Genomic DNA, 23,199 nt, shown 5'->3' with positions numbered 1-23,199 from the left:
GGCCGGCCGCGGCGGGGTGCACCACCGGACCGCGGTCGGGCGGCCCGGTGGTCCTGCGGTCCGGTGGTTCGCCGTCACCCTAGGACGGCCGCCCTCACGCACAGCACGTCCGGCAGGTGCGAGGCGAGCAGCTGCCAGCTGTCGCCGTCGTCCGCGCTCGCGTACACCTCGCCGTTGCGGTTGCCGAAGTAGATGCCGGCCGGGTCCGCGTCGTCCGTGCACAGGGCGTCCCTGAGGACCGTGCCGAAGTGCTCCCCTTCAGGGAGTCCGGCGGACAACGCCTGCCAGCTCTCGCCCGCGTCCTCGGTGCGGTAGACCCGGCAGCGGCGATCGGCGGGGACACGGTCGGAGTCGGCGGTGATCGGGAAGACGTAGGCGGTGTTCGCGCGGTGCGGATGGGCGGCCACGGCGAAGCCGAAGTCCGACGGCAGCCCGGTCCCGATGTCGGTCCACTTCGCCCCGGCGTCGTCGCTGCGGAACACGCCCCAGTGGTTCTGCAGATAGAGGCGGTCCGGGTCGGCCGCGTCCTGCGCGATCTTGTGGACGCACTGGCCGAACTCCGGGTTCGGGTCGGGCAGGAAGACCGCCGACACCCCCTGGTTGGACGGCGCCCAGCTCGCGCCGCCGTCACGGGAGCGGAACACCCCGGCCGTGGAGACGGCGACCGTCACGGACTGCGGGTCGCGGGGGTCGGTGACCACCGTGTGGACGGCCTCGCCGCCGCCGCCGGGCACCCACTGCGAGCGCGTCGGGTGCTCCCACAGCGGCCTGACCAGCTCGAAGCTCTCGCCGCCGTCCTCCGAGCGGAAGAGGGCCGCCGGTTCCGTGCCCGCGTACACGACGTCGGGCTCCGCCGCGGTGGCCGGGTGGAGCTGCCAGACCCGCTCCAGGGACGCGCCCGTGTCCTTGGGGAACTTGACCGCCGGCTTCTCCGGCTCGACCCAGGTCTCGCCCAGATCGTCGGAGTGGAAGACGGACGGGCCCCAGTGGAGGCTGTCACCGCCGACGAGCAGCCGCGGGGCGGCGCGGCGCCGGTCGATGCCGATCGAATAGACGGCCTGCGCATTGAAGTGCGGGCCGGTGAACTCCCATGTACCGCCGCTCCTGCGGCCGATGAAGAGTCCCTTGCGCGTGCCCACGGTGAGAAGAACATCGGTCATGTCCTGGTACCTCCCAGACGCCATTGTCCCGGTCATGAGCCAGTCTGCACCTGGCTACTGACAGTGCCCGGCAGGACGCTGTGCGCGCGACCCGGCCCGGCGACGGGAGGGCAGACCTGCCGCCGGGCCGGAACTCATCGGTGGCGCCGGGGCACGGTGCTCAGACCGAGCGGTCGTACTGCGGCGGCACCCGTACGTCGCCGCCGAGCGCACGTGCGGCGCGGCGGGCCCAGAAGGGGTCGCGCAGCAGCTCACGGCCGAGCAGCACGGCGTCGGCCTCACCGTTCTCGAGGATCTTCGCCGCCTGCCGCGGCTCGGTGATCATCCCGACCGCCGCCACCGGCAGATCCGTCTCCGCCTTGACGCGGGCGGCGAACGGGACCTGGTAGCCGGGCCCGGTCGGGATCCGCACGCCGGCCGCGTTGCCGCCGGTGGAGACGTCGAGCAGGTCCACCCCGTGCGCCTTCAGCAGCGGCGCGAGACGGACGGTGTCGTCCGGCGTCCAGCCGCCCTCGTCCAGCCAGTCGGTGGCGGAGATCCGGAAGAACAGCGGCAGCTCGTCGGGCCACACCGCGCGCACCGCGTCCACGATCCCCAGGGCGAAACGCGCCCGGTTGTCGAAGGAGCCGCCGTACTCGTCGGTGCGGCGGTTGCTGTGGGGCGACAGGAACTCGCCGATCAGATAGCCGTGGGCGCCGTGCACCTCAGCGACCTTGAAGCCGGCGTCCAGCGCGCGGCGGGCCGCGTCCGCGAACTGCCCCGCGACCTCGCCGATCTGATCCCGCGTCAGCTCGTCGGGCGCGGGGTGTCGCGTGTCGAAGGGGATCGCGCTGGGTCCCAGCGGCTGCCAGCCGTGCTCCTCTGGGCCCACCGGTGCGCCGCCCTCCCAGGGCAGGCCGGTGGACGCCTTGCGGCCGGCGTGGGCGAGCTGGATGCCCGGCACGGTGCCCTGGCTCTCCAGGAACGCGGTGATGCGGCGGAGGGCCGCGGTCTGGGTGTCGTTCCACAGCCCGAGGTCGGCGGGGGAGATGCGTCCCACGGGGCTGACCGCGGTCGCCTCGAGGAGGATCAGTCCGGTGCCGCCGGTGGCGCGCGCGGCGTAGTGGGCGAAGTGCCAGTCGCCCGCCACCCCAGCGCCCGGGCCGAAGACCTCTGCGCTGTACTGGCACATCGGCGCCATCCAGACGCGGTTGGGAACGGTCAGCGACCGCAGCTCAAGGGGCTGGAACAAGGCACTCACGACGGGCTCCATTCGGTACCGGACCGGTTTGCGTGTTCGTACGATAATCATCGTAGTACGGAGCCTGTCAAACTACGATGGTCGTGAAACCATGCGAGGTACCATGGGTCTCCCCGGACGAAGCGGAGCCGTCGTGACCACCGTGACCAGCCCCCGAGTGCTCGCCCACCCGGCCCGTGACGAGATCCGGCTGGAGAACGTCCTCCACGCCCTGGCCGACCCGATGCGGCTGCGCGTCGTGCGCGAACTCGCCGCCGCCGACGCGGACCTGAGCTGTTCCGAGGTCGAGCTGCCGGTCACCAAGTCGACGACCACCCACCACTTCCGGGTGCTGCGCGAGAACGGCGTGATCCGTCAGACCTACCAGGGCACCGCGAAGATGAACGGCCTGCGCCGGGAGGACCTGGACGCACTCTTCCCCGGCCTGCTCGACCGGGTGCTCGAGGCGGCGGACAGCCAGGAGCACCGGCGCACCGACGGCTGAGCCCCGAGCCCGGTCCCCTGCGAGCGGTCAGCGCCCGCCCTCGTCCGGGCCGCCCGTGCCCTGTGCCGCGCCCAGCAGCCCCGCCCAGTCCGGGATCTTCACGCGCGGCCGGCCCAGCGTGTGCCCCAGCGCCGCCTCCGCCTCCTCGATCGCGAGCCAGCCCCGCCACCGCACCGGCCGGTGCCCCGCGGCGCGCAGTTCGGCCTCGGGGTCCGCGGCCACCTGACGCCGCCCCAGCGCGGCGGCGTCCTCAAGCAGCGAGTTCACGGTCTCCTTGGCACACGGCCGGTTGGTGCCGATGACTCCGTTCGGCCCCCGCTTGATCCACCCCGCCACGTACTCACCGGGCGAGAAGACCCCGTCCCGCAGCACCCTGCCCGCGGTGTTCGGCACCACTCCGCGCTCGGCGTCGAAGGGCAGTCCCTCCATCGGCACCCCCCGGTAGCCCACCGCCCGCAGCACCAGCTGCGCCTCGATCTCCTCGTACGCGCCCGTGCCGCGCACCCCGCCGGCGCCGTCGGGCGCCGTCCGCTCGAAGCGGACCCCGCCGACCCGGCCGTCCCGCTCCAGCAGCTCCACCGGGCGCAGGAAGAAGCGCACATGCAGCCGGCGAGGCCGGCCCTGCGGCGGCCGGTCCGCCCACTCACGTACGACCGTGAGGTTGCGCCGTACGAGAGCGGGAACGGCCGCCGGATCGGCGTACGCGCTCTCCAGCGCGAGGTCGGCCGGTTCCACCAGGACGTCCGCCGAGGGCAGGGCGCCGAGCTCGCGCAGCTCCTTGGTGGTGAACTTGGCGCCCGACGGGCCCCGCCGGCCCACCATGTGCACATCGCGCACCCGGCTGGCCGCGAGCGCTCCCAGCGCGCCCTCCGGCACGTCCGTGCCGCGCAGCTCGTCCGCGCCGCGCGCGAGGATACGGGCCACGTCCACCGCCACATTTCCCACGCCGATGACGACGGCCGTCCGCGCGCCGAGCGCGAAGGCGTCCGGCGCGGCGTCCGGGTGGGCGCTGTACCAGGAGACGAAGTCGGTGGCCGAGTGGCTGCCGGGCAGGTCCTCGCCCGGGATGCCGAGCCGACGGTCCCTGGCGGCGCCCACGCAGTACACCACCGCGTGGTACAGCTCCAGCAGCCGCCCCGGACCGAGGCCCCGCGCGCCCACCTCGACGTTCCCCAGGAACTCGATCCGGTCGTCCTCGAGCACCGTGCGCAGGTTGTTCTGCAGCGACTTGATCTTCTCGTGGTCGGGGGCCACCCCGTAGCGCACGAGCCCGTACGGGCAGGGGAGACGGTCCAGGATGTGCACCTGGACGCCGGGCACGGCGGACTGTCCCACCAGGGCCTGGGCGGCGTAGACCCCGCTGGGTCCCGATCCGACGACGGCGACGCGAAGCACGGGCGCGCTCCTTCCCGCAGGGGGACCTCCAGCATCGCACCGCGGCGCCCCGCTGGGGAGCCTCCCGCCCCGGCCGGCCCTTCCGACGTGTCCCGGTGCCCCGCCGGGCCTCACATGTCGCGCATCCGGCCGATCTCGGCGGTCTGCTGCGCGATCACGTCGTTGGCCATCTCCTCGACCTGGACGTTGTTCCCGTCGGAGAGCACCTCTGCGGCCATGGTGACCGCCCCCTGGTGGTGGGTGATCATGAGCTTGAGGAAGAGCTCGTCGAACGCCTTGCCGCCGGCCGCGCGCAGCTGCTTCAGCTGCGCGTCGGTGGCCATCCCCGGCATCGCGCCGTGGTCGTGGCCGTGCCCGCCCGTCCCCTTGTCGCCGTCGTTGTTCGTCAGCCAGCCGCGCATCGCGTCGATCTCGGGCCGCTGCGCCGCGGCTATGCGCTCCGCGAGCCGTTTCACCTGTGCGGATTCGGCGCGCTCGGGGACGAGGGCGGTCATCACGAGCGCCTGCTCATGGTGTTCGATCATCATCCGCGCATAGCCGAAGTCCGCCGAGTTGGGGCTGTCGTCGGGCACGGCCTCCGCCGCCTCCTCCGCGGACAGCGTCCGGGCCGGCTCGCCGGGCTTCCCCGGTGCGAGCACGGAAGGACCCGCGGCGCCGTTCGCCTTGTCGGGGCTCTCCGGCCCCGACTCGCAGGCGCCGAGGGCCAGTACGGCCACGGCGGCCGCCGCGACCGCGGCACAGCCGCGTATGCGCACGGCCCGGGGGCGGTTCGGCACAGGGACCTCCTGGGGGCGGGGAACTGTCCTACGGCTGCTCTCAGTTACTGCGCAGGTGTCGCTGATCAGAAACCTTGATTTCGGTCCGGTTGCCATCTGTTGAGATGTGCATGCTAGGGAACATACTGCCGGGGTCCGTGAACCGTTCAACCACGAACGGAAATCAGGGGAGGACGCAGTGATCCTGTTGCACACCACCCGAGTGCGGCGCAGACGACTGGGTGTCGCAGTCGCCGCGGCCGGACTGCTCGCCACGATGCTGGCGGCCGGGCCGGCGGCCGCCGTCCCCGATCCCGGTGACGCCCCCGTGCGGGAGAAGGTCTCTTCGGACCAGGCGGCCGAGACGAGGTCGGCGATCCGCAGCGGCGAGATACCGGCGGTGGACGAGGCCGTCCACAGCGACAACATCGAGCATGTGGCGAACGTCCCGAAGGACGCGCTCGCAAGCCTCAACACCGACCTGGCGTTCCAGGGCCGGTACGCCTTCGCGGGCAACTACGACGGCTTCCGGATCTTCGACATCAGCGACCCGGAGCGGCCCAGGACCGTCGCGCAGATCCTGTGCCCGGGGTCGCAGAACGACATCAGCGTCTCCGGCGACCTGCTCTTCCTGTCCACCGACTCCTCACGGAGCGACAACTCCTGCAACAGCACCACCCAGCCGGCGACGGAGAAGTCGTCCTGGGAGGGCATGAAGATCTTCGACATCAGCGACAAGCGCAACCCGAAGTACGTCGCCTCGGTCGAGACGGCCTGCGGCTCGCACACGCACACGCTGGTCCCGGAGCGCCGGAACGTCTACGTGTACGTCTCGTCGTACTCGCCGAACGCCGCGTTCCCGGACTGCCAGCCGCCGCACGACGGGATCTCCGTCATCAAGGTGCCGCGCAAGGCGCCCGAGAAGTCGGCGGTCGTGAACTTCCCGGTGCTCTTCCCCGGCGAGGGGCCCGACGGCGGCGGCAACCCCGGCGCGCCCACCAACCCGGGCGTCTCCAAGACCACCGGCTGCCACGACATCACCGTGCTGCCCTCCAAGGACCTCGCGGCGGGCGCCTGCATGGGTGACGGCATTCTCTTCGACATCAAGGACCCGGAGCGGCCGAAGGTCATCGACCGTGTCCAGGACAACGTCAACTTCGCGTTCTGGCACTCGGCCACCTTCAACCAGAAGGCGAACAAGGTCGTCTTCACCGACGAGCTCGGCGGCGGCGGCGCGGCGACCTGCAGCGCCGAGATCGGTCCGAACCGCGGCGCCGACGGCATCTACGACATCACCGGCAAGGGGAAGAACCGCGAGCTGGTCTTCCGCAGCTACTACAAGATCCCGCGCCACCAGGCGGACACCGAGAACTGTGTCGCCCACAACGGATCGCTGATCCCGGTCAAGGGCCGCGACATCATGGTCCAGGCCTGGTACCAGGGCGGTGTCTCGGTCTGGGACTTCACCGACTCCGCGGAGCCGAAGGAGATCGCCTACTTCGAGCGCGGCCCGCTGAGCGACACCACCATCTCCATCGGCGGTTCCTGGTCCGCGTACTACTACAACGGCTACATCTACTCGAACGACATCGCCAAGGGCCTCGACGTCCTGAAGATCGACGACCGGCGCACCGACGCCGGCGAGCGGGTGCGGATGCACGAGCTCAACGTGCAGACGCAGCCCGACTACTTCGACCGTCACGGCCGCTTCGACGACTGATCCGGAACGTGCGCGGGTGCTCCGCCGGGCGGGAGACCGCCCGGCGGGACACCGAGCTCCCAGTCCAGCCCGTACCGCTGGAACAGCTCGGCGCGCAGCCGTCCGCGCGGCATCGGCACACCGGGCAGCAGCGCGGCGAAGACCGCTCCCATCAGCAGCGCCCGCAGCAGCGGGTACTCGGTGTCGAGGTCGTGCGACCCGTAGCACTCCAGCGTCCGGCGCAGCAGGGCGGCGAGCCGCTGCTGCTCCGGGCACTGCACGAAACCGTCGGCCTGCAGGATTCCCGCCATGTGCGTGCGCATCAGTATCGGGTGGTCGTCCGCGAGGCCGAGGACCGCGTCGATGGCCCGGGCCAGCAGCTCACTGCCGTCCTCGGTGCGCGGCTCACGCTCCAGCGCGGCTTGGAGCGTCTGGTGCATCAGCCGGTGCACGGCAGACTGCAGGAGCTGCCGTTTGCCGGGGAAGTAGTACGAGACCAGGCCGCGGGCGGACCCCGCCCGGTCGGCGATGTCACCGAGTGTCGTCGCCTCGTAGCCGCGCTCGTCGACCAGCTCCACCGTCGCCTGCAGGAGCCGCTCACGAGAACGCCGACGAAGCTCTTCATTGACCGATGCGCTTCGCGGGGACATGCTGGACTCCTGCGTTGACTGGCTCTCAGCCAATATACTCAGCGCGTCCCGCCGTCCGGCCCCGGGGCCGGGTCGTCGGGGTGCTGCTGCTCGGACCGGGCGACGCGGGGGATCGTCCGGTCCGGGTGGCTTCGTCCTGGTTCGATTCTGCTACGGCGCGGGCTCGCGGTCGACGAGTTCGAGAACCGGCAGCAGCCCCGCGGGCCGCTCGTGCACCGGCAGATGGTCCACGAAGTGGACGGCGCAGCCCAGCTCCGCGGCCCCGCCGTCGGCCCGGCGGTCGTCGCCCACCATCAGCGCCTCCCGCGGGTCGCTCCCCAGCCCTTCGCACGCCGACCGGAACAGCCGTGCGTCCGGCTTCTGCACGCCGTGCTCGAACGACAGGGTGTACGTGTCGACCAGTTCGTCGAAGCCGTGGTCGCGGAAGACCGGCCGCAGGTCCCAGCCGATGTTGCTGACGACGCCGATACCGATGCCCCGTTCGCGCAGGCCGCGCAGCACGGGCGCCGCGTCCGGGTAGGGGCTCCAGGCGGCCGGCTTCATATGGCGGTCGTAGAGCGCGTCGTACAGGCCCTCGTCGGGCAGCGGCACCTCGCGGGCGAGACCCGTGTACGCGGCCCGGTGCCGCTCCATGTCCATGTCGCGCACCGGCCACAGCTGCGCGACACGGTCCGGTATCCGCTGCGGCGCGGGGCCGCCCGGCAGCGCTCCGGCCGCCGCCAGGCCCTTCGCCCACTCGGCCAATTCGCCCTCGGTCACGGACGGCCCGCGCTCGCGCAGCACCGCACGGAGCCAGTCGTGCGTGGATTCGACGCGGAAGAGCGTCCCGGAGAAGTCGAACAGGACCGTCTTGATCGTCATGGCCCCGATCTTCGGCCGTTCAGTCGCCGCGGGGCAAGGCCGCGCGCCGGTAGGAGGCCACGGCGAGTGCGACGACGAACCCTCCGAGGAGCCAGCCGCCGACCACGTCGGAGGGCCAGTGCACCCCCAGATAGATCCGGGTGAACCCGACCCCGGCCACGCAGACGCCCGCGAGCGCCACGCACCACGCCCACGCCCGGCCCGTCACGCCCCGCCGCCGCAGGAGCCAGAGCAGCAGCCCGCAGGTGACCACGGCCGACATCGCGTGGCCGGACGGGAAGGCCGCGTAGTCCGCCGCGTCGACCGGGTCCGGCCACCTGGGCCGCTCGCGCCCCACGAGCGCCTTGACGGCCTGCTGGAGGCCCGCGCCGGCGGCGGTGACCACCGCCACCCACATGGCGAGGAGACGCTCTCGGCGCAGCCAGAGCCATCCGGCGGCCGCCGCGGAGAGCAGCCGCATCGTCCACGGGTCCCACACCCAGTCGGTCAGCACCCGGTTGACGTGAGTGAACGTCGGCTCGGTCACCGCGGAGGCGTGCAACTCCTTCACGACCGCCCGGTCGAAGGCCATCAGCGGGGGCCACGCGAGGGTGACGGGCACCAGCAGCAGCGCGGTGAGGCCGGCCAGCACGGCACAGCTGTGGGCGGGCGCCGCGGCCGCTCCGGCAGCGTGCGGGGCACGGTGGTGGACGTCCTTTCCGCGACGGGAGCCGGCAGGCTTTGCGGAGTGGGGGGAAGACATGAAGAGATCCTGTCCTCCCGATGGCAGTACGGCTATCCCAGCGCGCGCAGTCCAGGGACGAACGCCACCAGCAGCGGGACCGCCGGCACCAGGGCCGCCGCCGCCGTCAGGCGCAGCCGGCGTGCCGGGGTGAGCCGGGGTACCGGCGACAGCAGTCGGTTGACGCGCTGCGGAAGTTCGGCCCCGGGCGTGGGGCACGGCCCGAACACCCCGCGTTCCTCGTTCAGTTCGACCAGTGCCAGCGCGGTGGTCAGCCGGCCGAAGCGCCGGGAGGCGACGTCGTCCGCCGCCAGCTCGACCAGCCGGTGCATCTCGTCGCGGAACGCCGCGAACACCGGGATCCGCGGGAAGCCGCCCGCCAGCGCCGCGGAGCAGTGCAGCAGCCAGTCGTGCCTGGCCGCCGCGTGGCCCTGCTCGTGCGCCAGCACGGCATCGAGCTGACGGCCCTTCAGGCGGCGCAACGCGGCGGTGGTGACCACCAGTTGCGGAGCCGCGCCCGGGAGCCACCAGGCGTCGGGGCGCTCTCCCTCCAGCACGACCAGGGGCTCGCTGCCGGGCACCTCGTCCGGCATCAGGGGGGAGCGCACCAGCAGCTCGGCGCGCCGGCGCCTGCGCAGGGCGTGCGCCCGGCAGATCTCCTGCGCCAGCTTGGCCCCGGTCCACAGCCCGCCGCACGCGAGGACCACCGCGAGCACGGCCGACCACGGTCCGCCCGGCCCCAGGGCGTAGGCCTCCGCGACACCGTGCGGCGCGGAGGCGAAGACGTGCGACCGCACGAACTGCCAGGCCGAGGCGGCGCTGAAGGTCATGGACAGCGCGAACGACAGCAGCACGGCGGCGACCACGCACTGCCACACCCAGAGGGCGACGACGGGCTCGCGCTCCGGCCAGTCGGCACGCGCCACGAGGCGCGGGGCGACGACGGCGGCCAGTGCGCCGAGCATCAGCAGCGCGAGCGAGACCATCATGGACAGCAGCCTATGAGCGCGAGGCTACCTGCGGGTATGGCCGCGCACTCCAAGTGACGCACGCCACGGCGCCGTACGGGGGCCGCCCGGCCGGTCCCGGCCGGTCCCGGCCGGTCTCGTCGGGTTCCGGCCGGTTCAGAGCGTGAGCAGCATCGCGAGCATGGCGATCGCCATCGAGACCCGGCACGCCGGCACCAACTCCTCTCCCGCGGTCGCCGTCGGCGCGGGGCCCGCCCCGACGGTGTCCGTCCCGCCGCCGGAGGCCGCGAGCGGTATCAGCCGAGTGCCGGAGCGGAGCGCGTACCAGGCGAAGTAGAGGAACAGCGCGCCGGTCAACAGGGGCACGCCCCCGCCGCCGTGTGCCCCGTGCCCGCCGTCGGGGGCCATCGCCGCCGCCATGTACACCATCGCGAGGCAGCCGACGACGTGGTGCGCGTGGCGGCCGCAGTGCCGGACCGGCCAGGCGGCGCGCAGCGCGGCCGCGCCGAAGACCGCCGCGTACACCACCCAGTGCCACGGCGGCGGGGTGAACACGGCTGCGGGCACGGCCATCGCGGCCATGCCGAAACCCATCAGCGCCTCGCCGCCGGCCGCGTGCCTGGCCTGTCCCGAGCAACGGTCCATGCGCACCAGGCAGTACGCCCCGGTGGCGGCGCACAGCACCATGAGCAGCCAGCCGGACGTCGCGGGTCCGTGCACGGCGTACCTCCCCTCGGCCGGTGTGCCGCCCGTCGAGGAGTCGATGCCCGCCGCCCGGCCCCGTACGCGAGCGCACGGGAGTACTCGAGGGAGCGCGGGGAGGCGCCGGGCCGCACACCCCGGTCCGGGGCGAGCGCCCCCGGGCGGCCGCGTTAGTCTCGGGGCGACGAACCCGTGGAACGGAGAACCATCCGATGGACACCGCCCCGCCCCAGGACTCCGACCGGACGACCCTGACCTACCGCGACGCGGCGGAGTCCGACGTCGAGGCCCTCGTCGCGCTGATCGAGTCGGCGTACCGCGGCGACTCGAGTCGCGGGGGCTGGACCACCGAGGCGGACATCCTCGAAGGCCGGCGCACCGACCCGCAGGGCGTGCTCGAGGTCATCACCACTTCCGGCAGCAGGCTGATGGCCGTCGAGCGGGACGGCGAGATCGTCGCCTGCTGCCAGCTCGAGCACCGGGGCGAGGCCGCCTACTTCGGCATGTTCGCGGTGCGCCCCGCACTCCAGGGCGCGGGCCTGGGCCGCCGGATCATCGCGGAGGCGGAGCGCAGCGCCCGTGAGACGTGGGGCGTGACGCAGATGCACATGACGGTCATCTCGGTGCGCGAGGACCTGATCGCCTGGTACGAGCGCCGCGGGTACCGCCGTACGGGCCGGATGACTCCGTTCCCGTACGGCGACGAGCGCTTCGGCCTCCCGCAGCGCGACGATCTCGCCTTCGAGCTGCTGGTGAAGGGCCTTGTCTGAGGGCTGCCGCGAGTCGGGCCCCTCCGGGCGCAGGAGCCGTGAGGCGCGGCGGCCTCCGGGCCGTGCGGTGGCGCGTACCGCGGCCGTCAGGCCGTGAAGCGGCCGGTGCGCCGGATGTCGGGGTAGTCGGTGGTCGCGCCGTCGAGCGCGAGGGCGCGCACCAGCCGCAGATGGTCCTGTGTGTTGACCACCCAGCCGATCACCCCCAGGCCCTCCGCGTGCGCGTGCTCCACGGTCTCCAGCGTCAGCCGGCGGATGTTCAGCGCCAGGCTGTGGGCGCCCACGGCCTTCGCCCGGTCCACGACGTCGGCGCCCCAGCGGCTGGCGATCAGCACCGTGCGCACGCCCGGCACCAGCGCGGAGATCTCTGCGATCGCCTCGTCGTGGAAGGACGACACCTCGACGCGCGGCACCAGATCGCGCCGGCGCATCACCTCGGCCAGCGCGCGGGCCGCGGCCACGTCCTTGATCTCCGCCTGGAGAGGGGAGCGCACCGCGTCGAGGACCTCCTCGAACACCGGCACCCGCTCGCCGCCGCCCGCGTCGAGCTGGCGCAGCTCGGCGAGCGTCATCTCGGCGATCGGGCCTTTGCCGTCGGTCGTACGGTCCACCTCGGCGTCGTGCATGACGGCGAGCGCGCCGTCCTTGCTCAGATGCAGATCGAGTTCGATGGCGTCCATGCCGGACTGCTCGGCGCGGACGAAGGAACGCAGGGTGTTCTCCGGCTCGACGCCCATGACCCCGCGATGACCGATGGTGAGGAAAGTCAAGATTCTCTCGCTTCCGTCGACGGCGGCTCCCGCGGGCGCAGCCTCGGCACCGGCGGTAACGACGCAGCCTAACGGCCGCTCCGGAAGAGGGAACCGGTCGCGCGCGGGGTGTCCTGAAGCCGCGCACCGAGGTGGTCACCGGCCCCCGGACCGCACGGGCGCCGGGCGCGTCACCCGCGGGTGGGCGTGTCCCGCGACGGCTTGACGCGGAGAGGCCCGTCAGCGGGTCGGACACACCGAAGCGGCCGCGACTGGCACTCTGAACCGCAAAAACTTCGGCGATCATGGGGCTTTCGCAGGAGAATTTGTCACGCTGCCACTTGTGGCGGAGAACCGGGCATGGATACGGTGTCTGAACGCGAGGTTCTCCCGTGGAGGAAGTGACATGACGGAAATTCTTGTGCAGGACATGGCCGCAGGGGGCATATCCAGCGCCGACCGAGTGGTCGACCACCCAAGCTGGCCCCTGCTCAAGAACGCCGTCGAGGAGATCCGTCCCTGGCAGTCCAAGGACGGCTCGATCGACTTCGAGGCGGAGGGCGCGCCCGACCGGTCCGCGGCCGAGGCCGCGGTCGACCGGGTGATCGCCGCGGTCAGGGACCTCTCCCCGCTGCTGCCGCACGACGCGGCCTACCACCGGGCGCTGACGGCCGACCTGCGCAAGTGGGCCGACGGCGGTTTCGAGGTGCCCGACTTCCTGGACTCGCTGCTCGCCTTCCAGCCGGCCGCCGACCGTGCGGACGGACTGCAGCACCTGGCCGTCTTCCCGATGTACACGCAGAACGGGAATCCGGACCGCAATCTGGAGGCGGTCGTCCTCAAGATGGTGTGGCCCGAGTGGCTCTCCGAGCTCGAGCGCACCCGGTACGACAACCCGCTGTTCTGCGGCATCACCTTCGAGGACTTCACCGCCGGGTACGACACCCACTCCGCGGTGCTCTTCCCCGAGACCATCGCCGTGCGCGAGGCCCCCGAGCGCTTCACCTGGGGCGGCATCTTCTGCGACCGCGAGGCGGCCCGCTTCCGCGCCGTCACCGAGGAGGCCGTGAGCGTCCTCGGCCTGGAGCTGCCCGACGACATCCGCGAGATGGTCGCCGACCAGAAGCGCTGCGAGCAGGCGTTCGTCCTGTGGGACATGGTCCACGACCGCACCCACAGCCACGGCGACCTGCCCTTCGACCCGTTCATGATCAAGCAGCGCCAGCCGTTCTGGATGTACGGCCTCGAGGAGCTGCGCTGCGACCTCACCGCCTTCAAGGAGGCCGTGAAGCTGGAGGCCGAGGGCAACCCGCACGGCCGTGACGTGCAGTACGCCGTGCTCTTCGACCGGATGTTCCGCTTCCCCGTCTCCGGCGACCGGGTCCGCAACTACGACGGCCTCGGCGGCCAGCTGCTCTTCGCGTACCTGCACAAGCACGACGTGGTCCGCTGGACCGACAACACCCTGAAGATCGACTGGGACCGTGCCCCGCAGGTCACCAACCAGCTCTGCGGCGAGATCGAGAAGCTCTACCGCGACGGCATCGACCGCCCCAAGCTGGTCCACTGGTTCGCCGCGTACGAACTGGTCTCCACCTACCTCGCCCCGCACCCGGGGTCGCGCTGGGCCAAGGGCCCCGACGCCCTCGACCTGACCCAGCCGCCGCGCAAACTCGTGGACGATGTGCTTCCGGACGAATTTCCGCTGAGCATGTTCTATGAGGCGCTCTCCAAGAAGCTGAAGAACGTGATCGCCTCCACCAAGGGGATCACCGCCGCTTCCGCTCCCGGAGCTGCCGCGTGAGCTCTCGCATCCAGGAGGCTACGACCATGAACAGCAACGGCAGCGGCGCCCTGGAGGGCGCAGTGATCGCGGTCGCCGGCGCGGCCGGCCCGGCCGGCCGGGCCACCCTGCTCAGGCTGGCGGAGGCGGGTGCCGTCGTGGTCGCCTCCGACGCGGACCCGCAGCGGCTCGCCGAGGCCGTGGACGCCGCCCGGTACGCGCACGGCGGGGCCACCGTCACCGGCGACACCGTCGACCTGCTCGACCTGGGCGCGGCCCGCGAGTGGGCCGACAAGACGGAGAAGGAGTTCGGCCGGATCGACGGGCTGGTCCACCTGGTGGGCGGCTGGCGCGGCAGCGCCTCGTTCGCCGAGACCGACCCCGCCGACTGGACCCTGCTGGAGAAGCTGCTGATCCGTACCGTCCAGCACACGTCGCTGGCCTTCTACGAGGGTCTGCAGCGCAGCGACAAGGGCCGGTACCTGCTGATCAGCGCCGCCGGCGCCGGCCAGCCGACCGCGGGCAACGCCGCGTACTCCGCCTCGAAGGCCGCCGCGGAGGCGTGGACCCTCGCGATGGCCGACGCCTTCCGCAAGGCGGGGGGCGAGCAGGGCCCGACGAGCGCGGCTGCCATCCTGGTCGTCAAGGCACTGGTGCACGACGCCATGCGCGCCGAGCGCCCCAATGCGAAGTTCGCGGGCTTCACCGACGTGACGGAACTGGCCGAGGCCATCGCCGGAGTCTGGGACCGGCCCGCCCCGGAAGTGAATGGACAGCGTCTGTGGCTGACCCCCAAACCGTGAAGACCGACGCCCGGCGCCACCACGACCCGTCCGTGCGCGGGTTCGCCAGCGACAACTACGCGGGAGCCCACCCGGAGGTCCTTGCCGCGCTCGCCCTCGCCAACGGCGGCCACCAGGTCGCCTACGGCGAGGACGAGTACACCGACCACCTCCAGCGCCTCATGCACAGCCACTTCGGTCCCACGGCGGAGGCGTTCCCGGTCTTCAACGGCACCGGCGCCAACGTGACCGCGCTCCAGGCGCTCACCGACCGCTGGGGCGCCGTGATCTGCGCGGAGTCGGCGCACATCAACGTCGACGAGGGCGGCGCCCCGGAGCGGATGGGCGGACTCAAACTGCTCACCGTGCCGACGCCCGACGGAAAGCTCACTCCCGAGCTCATCGACCGGCAGGCGTTCGGCTGGGACGACGAGCACCGGGCCATGCCGCAGGTCGTGTCGATCACCCAGAACACCGAACTCGGCACCGTGTACACGGTGGACGAGATCCGTGCCATCACCGAGCACGCGCACTCCCACGGCATGAAGGTCCACCTCGACGGCGCGCGGATAGCCAACGCCGCGGCCTCGCTGAACGTCCCGATGCGGGCCTTCACCAACGCCGTCGGCGTCGACCTGATCACCTTCGGCGGTACGAAGAACGGCATGCTCTTCGGCGAGGCCGTCGTCGTCCTGAACCCGGACGCCGTCAGCCACATGAAGCATCTGCGCAAGCTCTCGATGCAGCTCGCGTCCAAGATGCGTTTCGTCTCCGTGCAGTTGGAGGCGCTGCTCGCCAAGGACCTGTGGCTGCGCAACGCCCGTCACTCCAACGCGATGGCCCAGCGTCTCGCGGACGGCGTGCGCGCGGTCGACGGCGTCGAGATCCTGTATCCCGTACAGGCCAACGCCGTCTTCGCCCGGCTGCCGCACGACGTGAGCGAGGGGCTGCAGAAGCGGTTCCGCTTCTACTTCTGGGACGAGGCGGCCGGCGACGTGCGCTGGATGTGCGCGTTCGACACCACGGAGGAGGACGTGGACTCCTTCGTCCAGGCGCTCAAGGAGGAGATGACGCGCTAGCCATCTCTGCATAGATATGCGATCGACCGTAAAGTCATTGACTCCCGGTCGGTCGCATTCCTATGCTCGCGACTTATGGAGCTCATCCAGCAGAACCCCGACCTGTCCGCCTATTTGGCGGCCGACGAAGCCGTGGACCACCGGCATCCGCTGGTGCGCGAGGTGGCGCGCGAGCTGGCTCGACGGTCCTCGGATTCATACGTATACGCCCGGACCGCCTACGAGTTCGTCCGCGACGCCGTCCCGCACTCGCACGACACCGGCGAGTCGCGGGTGACCTGGCGCGCCTCCGACGTGCTCGAACACCGCACCGGGATCTGCTACGCCAAGTCCCACGCCCTCGCCGCTCTGCTGCGCGCCGAGGACATCCCGGCCGCGCTCTGCTATCAGCGGCTGGGCGGAGTGGTGCACGGCCTGGTCGCCGTGCGCCTCCGCGGTGCCTGGCACCGGCAGGACCCGCGGGGCGGCGGACCCGGCGTCGACGCGCGGTTCTCCCTCGATGGCGAACGCCTGGCATGGGTGCCCGACCCGGAGTCCAATGAGGTGGACTATCCGGTACTCTACGATGCACCCCACCCGGTGGTTCTGCGGACCCTTCAGCGGGCCCCCGACCGCGCGCACCTGTGGGAGACGCTTCCGACCGCACTCTGAACAGTTCGAGGCAAGAAGACGATGACTCTTCAGCTCACCGTGTCCGACGAGGTGCGAGCCCTCGCACCCGGCTTCAGCCATGTCGCCGTGGAGGCGCACGGGCTCGTCAACGGCCCCAGCAGTGTGGACAGTTCCGCGCTCCTCGACGACGCCGCCCGCCGGCTCGCGACCCGCCTCGGCGGACGCGCGCCGCACGAGGACCCCCACATGGCCGCCTGGCGCGAGGCGTACACCGCCTTCGGCGCCAAGCCGTCCCGTACCCGCAACTCGGCGGAGGCGCTCGCCCGGCGCGCGCTCGCCGACGGCGGGCTGCCCCGGATCAACCTCCTGGTCGACCTCTACAACGCCGTGAGCGCGGCGCGTCTGATCCCCGTCGGCGGCGAGGACACCGACCGCATCAAGGGCGGCATGCGGCTGGTACGGGCCACGGGCGACGAGCCGTTCGCCACCATGGCGGGCGGCGCGGAGGCCGTCGAGCACCCGGAGGCCGGCGAGGTCGTCTGGCGCGACGACGAAGGCGTCACCTGCCGGCGCTGGAACTGGCGCCAGGGCGTACGCACCCGGCTCACCGAGGAGTCCGTGAACGCCCTGTTCCTGCTGGAGGGCATGGGCCCGACGGCGAACGGCGAGCTCGGGGCCGCAGCCGCCGAACTCGCCGAAACACTGGAGAAGCTGAGCACCGGGGCGCGGATCACCGTCCACGACCCGCGGTAGACGTCAGTGCGCCTCGCGCACCTCGGCCGGCGTGGGCGCCGTGCCGCCGAGGTGCGCGGGCACCCACCAGGTGTCCGTCGCGTCCTTGGGGCGCACCGGATAGGCGCGCTGCGCCGCCTCCAGCAGCTCCTGCACCCGCTCGCGCAGCCGCCGGGTGATCGCGCCGGCGAACTGGTCGGCAGGCGCCTCGACGGGCTCGCCGACACGGATCGTCACCGGGATGTGCGAGCGCTTGAAGTTGCGCGGCCGGCCCTTGGTCCACAGCCGCTGCGTCCCCCACAGCGCCATCGGGATCAGGGGCACGCCGGCCTCCTGCGCGAGCCGCGCCGCACCCGACTTGAACGACTTCAGCGTGAAGGACTCGGAGATCGTCGCCTCCGGGAAGACCCCGATGATCTCGCCCGAGCGCAGCGACTCCAGCGCGTGCGCGTACGCCGCCTCGCCCTGCTTGCGGTCCACCGGGATGTGCTTCATGCCGCGCATCAGCGGGCCGGAGATCTTGTGGCGGAAGACCGAGTCCTTGGCCATGAACCTGACCAGGCGCTTCTGCGGCAGCGCGCCGAGGCCGGTGAAGATGAAGTCCAGGTAGCTGATGTGGTTGCTGACCAGCACCGCTCCACCGGTACGCGGAATGTTCTCCGACCCCTGCGTGTCGATCTTCAGGTCGAGCGCCTTGAACATCGTGCGAGCGGCGCCGATGACCGGCCGATAGACGAGTTCTGCCATGGGGGGAGGGCCCTTTCCTCATGCCCGGGGAGGGGTTCTCCCGGTGGAAGTTACGCAGCCGTAGGTTTTTGGCTTTGGGCCGATCGTGCCCCATGTGCGCCGTGCTGACCAGCCCTGGCGGGTCGGGGGCGCGAGATTCTCGTCACGTCGGCGACGGGAACCCGGCGGCGGGCCGGCCCTTCGGGAATCCTTGCCGGGCCATGAACGCTGCACGTCAGGGAAGTGGACCACGCGACGGGGCGCGAGCCCCGGACGCGACGAGGAGAGGACACCAGGGTGCGCGCTGACGACGCCCACGACCCGCGGCCGCGGGTCGGCGAGCCGGATCTGGGCACGGCGCTCGGCGAGCGGGCCACCCTGGTCCAGTTCTCCACCGCCTTCTGCCAGCCCTGCCGGGCCACCCGGCGGACCCTCGCCGACGTGGCCGCCATGGTCGACGGCGTCGTCCATGTCGAGATCGACGCGGAGGACCGCCTCGCCCTGGTGCGCCGGCTCGGCATCGAGAAGACCCCCACCGTGCTGGTGCTCGACGCCGGCGGACGGATCGTCACCAGGGCCGCCGGTGCGCCCCGCAAGGCCGACGTGATCGCCGCGCTGGGCCGGGCGGTGTGACGCCCGTGACCCTGGTCGCACCTCGCCGGGCGCACTTGACTGTGTACGCCAGGTGTCGAGAGGCTGATCTCTGTGCCTCCAGTCCTCCTTCTCCACGGGCGGGTCCATGTCGACCTCGCCCGTCACGCGAGCGCGCGCTGTCCGGCTGCCCGTGCAGCCGCAGCCGCCTAGTTCGCAGACCCAGAAGGACATCCCGATGACGGCCTCGCCCGACCTCGCCACCGCCCGCCTCGCCTCGCCCGAGCTTCTGCGCTCCGTCTTCCGGCAGCATGCCGCGGGCGTCGCGGTGATCACCGCGCGGGGCTCCCGTCCGGTCGGCTTCACCGCCACCTCGCTCACCTCCGTCGCCGCGGAGCCGCCGCTGATCTCCTTCGGGGTCGGTACCGGCTCCTCCAGCTGGCCCGTCGTCGCGGAGGCCGAACACGTGGGCGTCCACATACTCGGCGAGCACCAGCAGGAGCTCGCGGCCACGTTCGCGCGCAGCGGCGCCGACCGGTTCGCGGCGCCCACCGGATGGCGACCGGGCCCGGAGGGCGTCCCGGTGCTCGACGGCGTCGTGGCGTGGATGGTGTGCCGCGTCGTCGCCAGGGTGCCTGCCGGCGATCACCGGTTGGTGATCGCCGAGGCCGTGGCCGGAGACCCCGAGGGCGGCGGCCGGCCGCTCGTGTACCACCAGGGGCGCTTCACGGCGCTGCGTGACTGACCTGTGCGGGGGCGGCCGCCGTGCCGTTGTCAAGGTCACAGTTCAAAGCGCTTGCTTAGCGGGAACGCAATGGGTGTACTGACGAGTAATATTTCGTTCGGAGCGCGGCCCGCCCCGACCGGGATCCGCCCCATCGGACGCCTATGCTGCGTTCAACAAGGCAGTCCAGTAGAGACGATGCAGTAGGAGAGCCGGCGTGAGCCTGAGGATCGTTGTCTGTGTGAAGTACGTGCCCGACGCCACCGGCGACCGGCACTTCGCCGATGACCTGACCGTCGACCGCGACGACGTCGACGGCCTGCTGTCGGAGCTGGATGAGTACGCGGTCGAGCAGGCACTGCAGATCGCGGACGAGGCCGACGACGCGGAGGTCACCGTGCTGACCGTCGGCCCCGAGGACGCCAAGGACGCGCTGCGCAAGGCGCTGTCGATGGGCGCCGACAAGGCCGTCCACGTCGAGGACGACGACCTGCACGGCACCGACGTCATGGGTACCTCGCTGGTGCTGGCCAAGGCGATCGAGAAGACCGGCTACGACCTGGTCATCGCCGGTATGGCCTCCACCGACGGCACCATGGGCGTGCTGCCGGCGATCCTGGCCGAGCGCCTGGGCGTCCCGCAGGTCACGCTGCTGTCCGAGGTCTCCGTCGAGGACGGCACCGTCAAGGGCCGCCGTGACGGCGACACCGCGAGCGAGCAGCTCGAGGCGTCGCTGCCGGCCGTCGTGTCGGTGACGGACCAGTCGGGCGAGGCCCGCTACCCGTCCTTCAAGGGCATCATGGCCGCCAAGAAGAAGCCGGTGGAGTCCCTGGACCTCGAGGACCTGGAGATCGAGGCGGACGAGGTCGGCCTCGAGGGTTCCTGGACCAAGGTCGACTCGGCCGCGCAGCGTCCGGCCCGCACCGCCGGCACGATCGTCAAGGACGAGGGCGAGGGCGGCAAGCAGCTCGCGGAGTTCCTCGCGAGCCAGAAGTTCGTCTAAGGCTTCGGCCACCCACCGCCCCCTTCGTACTTCGCAAGCAGGAGAGAAGAAGTCCCATGGCTGAAGTTCTCGTCTACGTCGACCACGTGGACGGCGCCGTCCGCAAGCCCACCCTGGAGCTGCTGACGCTGGCCCGCCGCATCGGCGAGCCCGTCGCGGTCGCCCTCGGCTCCGGTGCCGAGAACACCGCCGCCGCGCTCGCCGAGCACGGCGCGGTGAAGGTGCTCACCGCCGACGCCCCCGAGTTCGCCGAGTACCTCGTCGTCCCGAAGGTCGACGCGCTGCAGGCCGCGTACGAGGCCGTCTCCCCGGCCGCCGTGCTCGTCCCGTCCTCCGCGGAGGGCAAGGAGATCGCCGCGCGTCTGGCGGTCCGGATCGGCTCGGGCATCATCACCGACGCCGTCGACCTCGAGGCCGGCGACGAGGGCCCGGTCGCGACGCAGTCCGCGTTCGCCGCCTCCTTCACCACCAAGTCCCGTGTCTCCAAGGGCACGCCGGTCATCACGGTCAAGCCGAACTCGGCCGCCGTGGAGGCCGCCCCGGCCGCGGGCGCCGTCGAGGCGCTGTCCGTGTCGTTCTCCGAGAAGGCGACCGGCACCAAGGTCGTCTCCCGCACCCCGCGCGAGTCGACCGGCCGCCCCGAGCTGACCGAGGCCGCGATCGTCGTCTCCGGCGGCCGTGGCGTCAACGGCGCGGAGAACTTCGCGATCATCGAGGCGCTCGCCGACTCCCTCGGCGGCGCCGTGGGCGCCTCGCGTGCCGCGGTCGACGCCGGCTGGTACCCGCACACCAACCAGGTCGGCCAGACCGGCAAGTCGGTCTCCCCGCAGCTCTACATCGCCTCCGGCATCTCCGGCGCGATCCAGCACCGCGCGGGCATGCAGACCTCGAAGACCATCGTGGCCATCAACAAGGACGCCGAGGCCCCGATCTTCGACCTCGTCGACTACGGAGTCGTCGGCGACCTCTTCGAGGTCGTCCCGCAGCTGACCGAAGAGGTCAAGACCCGCAAGGGCTGATCTGCGGTTCTTCACGGCCCGGGGCCGCGCGGTGATCTTCACCGCGCGGCCCCGGCGTGTTTCGGGCGACCATTGACGTGACTCGGCACGGGCCGTTAATTTCATTCAACAGAATGTTGATTCCGCTGGTCGGAAAACAGCAGACGCCGCGAAGTTGACGGAGGGTGTGGGACATGGGTCAGCAGGAGAAGGTGGCGACGAGCCTCGCCGGTGCGGTCAGCGAGGGCATCAGCGCCTCCCTCGCACCGGTGGACGCCGAGCTCGCCCGCCGGTACCCGGGAGACCCCGGCACCCGCCAGCCCGTCCACACCGTGTACGTACCGGGCGACGCCTTCGCCGCCGACACCATCCGTTCCTGGGGCGACCGGGCGCTCGCCGCGCTCGACGAACACGCCCCGGACGCCGCCTCGCTGGCCCGCGTCCTCGGCCTCGCCGACGACCTCGCGGAGCCGGTGTACACACGGGTGCGGGCCAAGCTGGAGCGCGAGCCGGTCGAGGACCTTCGGATCGACTTCGAGGACGGCTACGGCGGGGCCGACGAGGATGCGGACGCCGCCCGCGCCGCCCGCCTCGTCTCGGACGCGTACGAACAGGGCGCCGCCGCCCCGTACATGGGCATCCGGATGAAATGTATGGAGGCCGCCGTGCGCGACCGGGGCATCCGCACGCTCGACATCTTCCTCACCGGTCTGACGGAGCACGGCGGCCTGCCCGACGGACTCGTCCTGACCTTGCCCAAGGTGACCTACCCCGAGCAGGTCACCGCGATGGTGCGGCTGGTGGAGGAGTTCGAGAAGGCCCGCGGACTGGAGCCCGGCCGCATCGGCTTCGAGATCCAGATCGAGACCAGCCAGTCCATCCTCGCCCCCGACGGCACCGCCACCGTCGCCCGTATGATCGACGCGGCCGAGGGGCGGGCCACCGGACTCCACTACGGCACCTTCGACTACAGCGCCTGCCTCGGCGTCAGCGCCGCCTACCAGGCCAGCGACCACCCCGCCGCCGACCACGCCAAGGCCGTCATGCAGGTCGCAGCCGCCGGCACCGGCGTACGTGTGTCCGACGGCTCCACCAACGTGCTGCCCGTCGGCACCACCGAGAACGTGCACGACGCCTGGCGGCTCCACTACGGCCTCACCCGCCGCGCCCTGGCCCGCGCCTACTACCAGGGCTGGGACATGCACCCCGGCCACCTGCCCACCCGGTACGCCGCCGTCTTCGCCTTCTACCGCGAGGGGTTCGAGCAGGCCGCCGCCCGGCTCGCCGCCTACGCCAACCACGCCGGCGGCGACGTGATGGACGAGCCCGCCACCGCCAAGGCGCTCAGCTCGTACCTGCTGCGCGGCATCGACTGCGGCGCCCTGGACACGGCCGAGGTCGCCCGCCTCACCGGCCTCACCCGCGCCGACCTCGACGGCTTCGCCCGGCCCCGGCGCGGCGACCTGACCGCCCCGGCCGGGTGAGGGCGCGCTTCCGGGCCCGCCCCGTCGACCGGGCGGGCCCGGAAGCGGAAGCGGGGGCAGTGGCGGTCCGTCCCGCCGCCGGTGCTGTCGCCGCTGAGGGCCGTCACGTAGCCGTTCTGGCCTCGGCCACGTCCGGTCGGTCAGGACCCACTTGCCGCTGGTGTGGCCCTCGAGCGACACGGTCTGCCCGTAGGGTCTCTCGGTCCGAGCGTGCCGGGCTCGCGTGCCCTGGCACCGCACCGCGCCGCGTTGTCGTCAGCCGCCGACTCCCCCCGAAGCCCTTCGGGGCACGGGAGGTGCCCCCACCGCGTGGACTCTCGCCCTGCTTTCGGCGGGGGAAGCCCATCCTCCGGCCTTGCGATGCGTCCCCTCGGCCCTGGGGGCCTGGGGAGACCCCATGCCTCGGCCCTGGGGGCCTGGGGAGACCCCATGCACCAGACCCCGCTCACTGATCCGGCCTGATCCAAACGAGAGACCCTGGGTCCAGCAGATCGTGCTGCAGGTGCTGCCGGGCCGATGCGACTGCGGATC

At 71.9% G+C, this 23,199-nt stretch carries 24 protein-coding genes; 13 read left to right on the top strand and 11 right to left on the bottom strand.

Annotation, left to right across the window (positions count from 1 at the left end; genetic code table 11):
- Nucleotides 1-74 precede the first annotated feature (74 nt).
- Complete coding sequence (locus ACFYOP_RS21360) at nt 75-1,160, bottom strand: exo-alpha-sialidase (RefSeq protein ID WP_356898165.1); 1,086 nt, start codon at nt 1,158-1,160, stop codon at nt 75-77.
- Nucleotides 1,161-1,320: 160 nt separating this feature from the next.
- Nucleotides 1,321-2,400 (bottom strand): NADH:flavin oxidoreductase/NADH oxidase, encoded by a 1,080-nt coding sequence (locus ACFYOP_RS21355; protein WP_356898166.1) that lies wholly within the window; start codon nt 2,398-2,400, stop codon nt 1,321-1,323.
- Between the two features lie 133 nt (nt 2,401-2,533).
- Here ACFYOP_RS21355 and ACFYOP_RS21350 point away from each other — a divergent pair, with 133 nt between their 5' ends.
- The gene (locus ACFYOP_RS21350) at nt 2,534-2,884 is read left to right on the top strand and encodes a helix-turn-helix domain-containing protein (protein ID WP_356898167.1); all 351 of its coding nucleotides are present in this window, start codon (nt 2,534-2,536) and stop codon (nt 2,882-2,884) included.
- 27 nt (nt 2,885-2,911) lie between these two features.
- Here ACFYOP_RS21350 and ACFYOP_RS21345 read toward each other — a convergent pair whose 3' ends face one another.
- Together ACFYOP_RS21345 and ACFYOP_RS21340 are read right to left on the bottom strand one after the other, a co-directional pair.
- The gene (locus tag ACFYOP_RS21345; protein ID WP_356898168.1) at nt 2,912-4,279 is read right to left on the bottom strand and encodes an FAD-dependent oxidoreductase; all 1,368 of its coding nucleotides are present in this window, start codon (nt 4,277-4,279) and stop codon (nt 2,912-2,914) included.
- A 110-nt stretch (nt 4,280-4,389) separates the two neighbouring features.
- On the bottom strand, nt 4,390-5,055 hold the full coding sequence (locus ACFYOP_RS21340) for a DUF305 domain-containing protein (RefSeq protein ID WP_356898169.1): 666 nt from the start codon (nt 5,053-5,055) through the stop codon (nt 4,390-4,392).
- Nucleotides 5,056-5,233: 178 nt separating this feature from the next.
- Here ACFYOP_RS21340 and ACFYOP_RS21335 point away from each other — a divergent pair, with 178 nt between their 5' ends.
- Nucleotides 5,234-6,754, top strand: coding sequence for a hypothetical protein (locus ACFYOP_RS21335; RefSeq protein ID WP_356898170.1), 1,521 nt, complete (start codon nt 5,234-5,236; stop codon nt 6,752-6,754).
- Here the strand turns inward: ACFYOP_RS21335 and ACFYOP_RS21330 are convergent.
- The 5 genes from ACFYOP_RS21330 to ACFYOP_RS21310 all read right to left on the bottom strand — a co-directional run bounded on the left by ACFYOP_RS21330 (nt 6,733) and on the right by ACFYOP_RS21310 (nt 10,653).
- Nucleotides 6,733-7,383: a helix-turn-helix domain-containing protein gene (locus tag ACFYOP_RS21330; RefSeq protein ID WP_356898171.1), complete on the bottom strand. Its 651-nt coding sequence runs from the start codon at nt 7,381-7,383 to the stop codon at nt 6,733-6,735. The two genes, ACFYOP_RS21335 and ACFYOP_RS21330, sit on opposite strands and share 22 nt — an antisense overlap.
- Nucleotides 7,384-7,533: 150 nt before the next feature.
- Nucleotides 7,534-8,238 carry an HAD family hydrolase gene (locus ACFYOP_RS21325; protein WP_356898250.1) on the bottom strand — a complete coding sequence of 235 codons (705 nt, stop codon included), beginning with the start codon at nt 8,236-8,238 and terminating at the stop codon, nt 7,534-7,536.
- A 25-nt stretch (nt 8,239-8,263) separates the two neighbouring features.
- A complete protein-coding gene (locus ACFYOP_RS21320; protein ID WP_356898172.1) occupies nt 8,264-8,986 on the bottom strand; it encodes a phosphatase PAP2 family protein in 723 nt (240 codons plus the stop codon).
- Between the two features lie 32 nt (nt 8,987-9,018).
- Complete coding sequence (locus ACFYOP_RS21315) at nt 9,019-9,954, bottom strand: M56 family metallopeptidase (protein ID WP_356898173.1); 936 nt, start codon at nt 9,952-9,954, stop codon at nt 9,019-9,021.
- A gap of 135 nt (nt 9,955-10,089) precedes the next feature.
- Entirely contained in the window at nt 10,090-10,653 is a 564-nt protein-coding gene (locus tag ACFYOP_RS21310) for a DUF5134 domain-containing protein (RefSeq protein WP_356898174.1), read from the bottom strand.
- A gap of 194 nt (nt 10,654-10,847) precedes the next feature.
- On the opposite strand from ACFYOP_RS21310, the gene ACFYOP_RS21305 reads away from it, so the two are divergent.
- On the top strand, nt 10,848-11,405 hold the full coding sequence (locus ACFYOP_RS21305; RefSeq protein ID WP_356898175.1) for a GNAT family N-acetyltransferase: 558 nt from the start codon (nt 10,848-10,850) through the stop codon (nt 11,403-11,405).
- 86 nt (nt 11,406-11,491) lie between these two features.
- Here ACFYOP_RS21305 and ACFYOP_RS21300 read toward each other — a convergent pair whose 3' ends face one another.
- Entirely contained in the window at nt 11,492-12,175 is a 684-nt protein-coding gene (locus ACFYOP_RS21300) for a glycerophosphodiester phosphodiesterase family protein (RefSeq protein WP_356898176.1), read from the bottom strand.
- Nucleotides 12,176-12,560: 385 nt separating this feature from the next.
- Between ACFYOP_RS21300 and ACFYOP_RS21295 the strand changes: the two genes are divergently transcribed.
- The 5 genes from ACFYOP_RS21295 to ACFYOP_RS21275 all read left to right on the top strand — a co-directional run bounded on the left by ACFYOP_RS21295 (nt 12,561) and on the right by ACFYOP_RS21275 (nt 17,163).
- Nucleotides 12,561-13,958: a DUF6421 family protein gene (locus tag ACFYOP_RS21295; protein WP_356898177.1), complete on the top strand. Its 1,398-nt coding sequence runs from the start codon at nt 12,561-12,563 to the stop codon at nt 13,956-13,958.
- 26 nt (nt 13,959-13,984) lie between these two features.
- Nucleotides 13,985-14,740: an SDR family NAD(P)-dependent oxidoreductase gene (locus ACFYOP_RS21290; protein ID WP_356898178.1), complete on the top strand. Its 756-nt coding sequence runs from the start codon at nt 13,985-13,987 to the stop codon at nt 14,738-14,740.
- Nucleotides 14,737-15,798 carry a low specificity L-threonine aldolase gene (locus tag ACFYOP_RS21285; RefSeq protein ID WP_356898251.1) on the top strand — a complete coding sequence of 354 codons (1,062 nt, stop codon included), beginning with the start codon at nt 14,737-14,739 and terminating at the stop codon, nt 15,796-15,798. The genes ACFYOP_RS21290 and ACFYOP_RS21285 overlap by 4 nt, the downstream gene beginning before the upstream one ends.
- A 75-nt stretch (nt 15,799-15,873) precedes the next feature.
- Nucleotides 15,874-16,449: a transglutaminase family protein gene (locus tag ACFYOP_RS21280; RefSeq protein ID WP_356898179.1), complete on the top strand. Its 576-nt coding sequence runs from the start codon at nt 15,874-15,876 to the stop codon at nt 16,447-16,449.
- A 21-nt stretch (nt 16,450-16,470) separates the two neighbouring features.
- Complete coding sequence (locus ACFYOP_RS21275; protein WP_356898180.1) at nt 16,471-17,163, top strand: phenylalanine--tRNA ligase beta subunit-related protein; 693 nt, start codon at nt 16,471-16,473, stop codon at nt 17,161-17,163.
- 3 nt (nt 17,164-17,166) lie between these two features.
- Here the strand turns inward: ACFYOP_RS21275 and ACFYOP_RS21270 are convergent, their stop codons facing one another.
- Nucleotides 17,167-17,889 (bottom strand): lysophospholipid acyltransferase family protein, encoded by a 723-nt coding sequence (locus ACFYOP_RS21270; protein WP_356898181.1) that lies wholly within the window; start codon nt 17,887-17,889, stop codon nt 17,167-17,169.
- A 276-nt stretch (nt 17,890-18,165) separates the two neighbouring features.
- Here ACFYOP_RS21270 and ACFYOP_RS21265 point away from each other — a divergent pair, with 276 nt between their 5' ends.
- The 5 genes from ACFYOP_RS21265 (at nt 18,166) to ACFYOP_RS21245 (ending at nt 22,668) form a co-directional block, all read left to right on the top strand.
- Nucleotides 18,166-18,501, top strand: coding sequence for a TlpA family protein disulfide reductase (locus ACFYOP_RS21265; RefSeq protein WP_388452362.1), 336 nt, complete (start codon nt 18,166-18,168; stop codon nt 18,499-18,501).
- A gap of 196 nt (nt 18,502-18,697) precedes the next feature.
- Nucleotides 18,698-19,204: a flavin reductase family protein gene (locus ACFYOP_RS21260; RefSeq protein WP_356898253.1), complete on the top strand. Its 507-nt coding sequence runs from the start codon at nt 18,698-18,700 to the stop codon at nt 19,202-19,204.
- 196 nt (nt 19,205-19,400) lie between these two features.
- Entirely contained in the window at nt 19,401-20,186 is a 786-nt protein-coding gene (locus ACFYOP_RS21255; protein WP_356898182.1) for an electron transfer flavoprotein subunit beta/FixA family protein, read from the top strand.
- 56 nt (nt 20,187-20,242) lie between these two features.
- Entirely contained in the window at nt 20,243-21,205 is a 963-nt protein-coding gene (locus ACFYOP_RS21250) for an electron transfer flavoprotein subunit alpha/FixB family protein (protein WP_356898183.1), read from the top strand.
- Nucleotides 21,206-21,378: 173 nt separating this feature from the next.
- Nucleotides 21,379-22,668 (top strand): DUF6986 family protein, encoded by a 1,290-nt coding sequence (locus ACFYOP_RS21245; protein WP_356898184.1) that lies wholly within the window; start codon nt 21,379-21,381, stop codon nt 22,666-22,668.
- Nucleotides 22,669-23,199: the final 531 nt, after the last annotated feature.

The sequence above is a fragment of the Streptomyces sp. NPDC006294 genome, from assembly GCF_042870895.1.
In the GTDB taxonomy this organism is placed as follows: domain Bacteria; phylum Actinomycetota; class Actinomycetes; order Streptomycetales; family Streptomycetaceae; genus Streptomyces.
The sequence above is the reverse complement of the archived record's forward strand: the minus strand, read 5'-3'. Positions and strand labels throughout refer to the sequence as shown.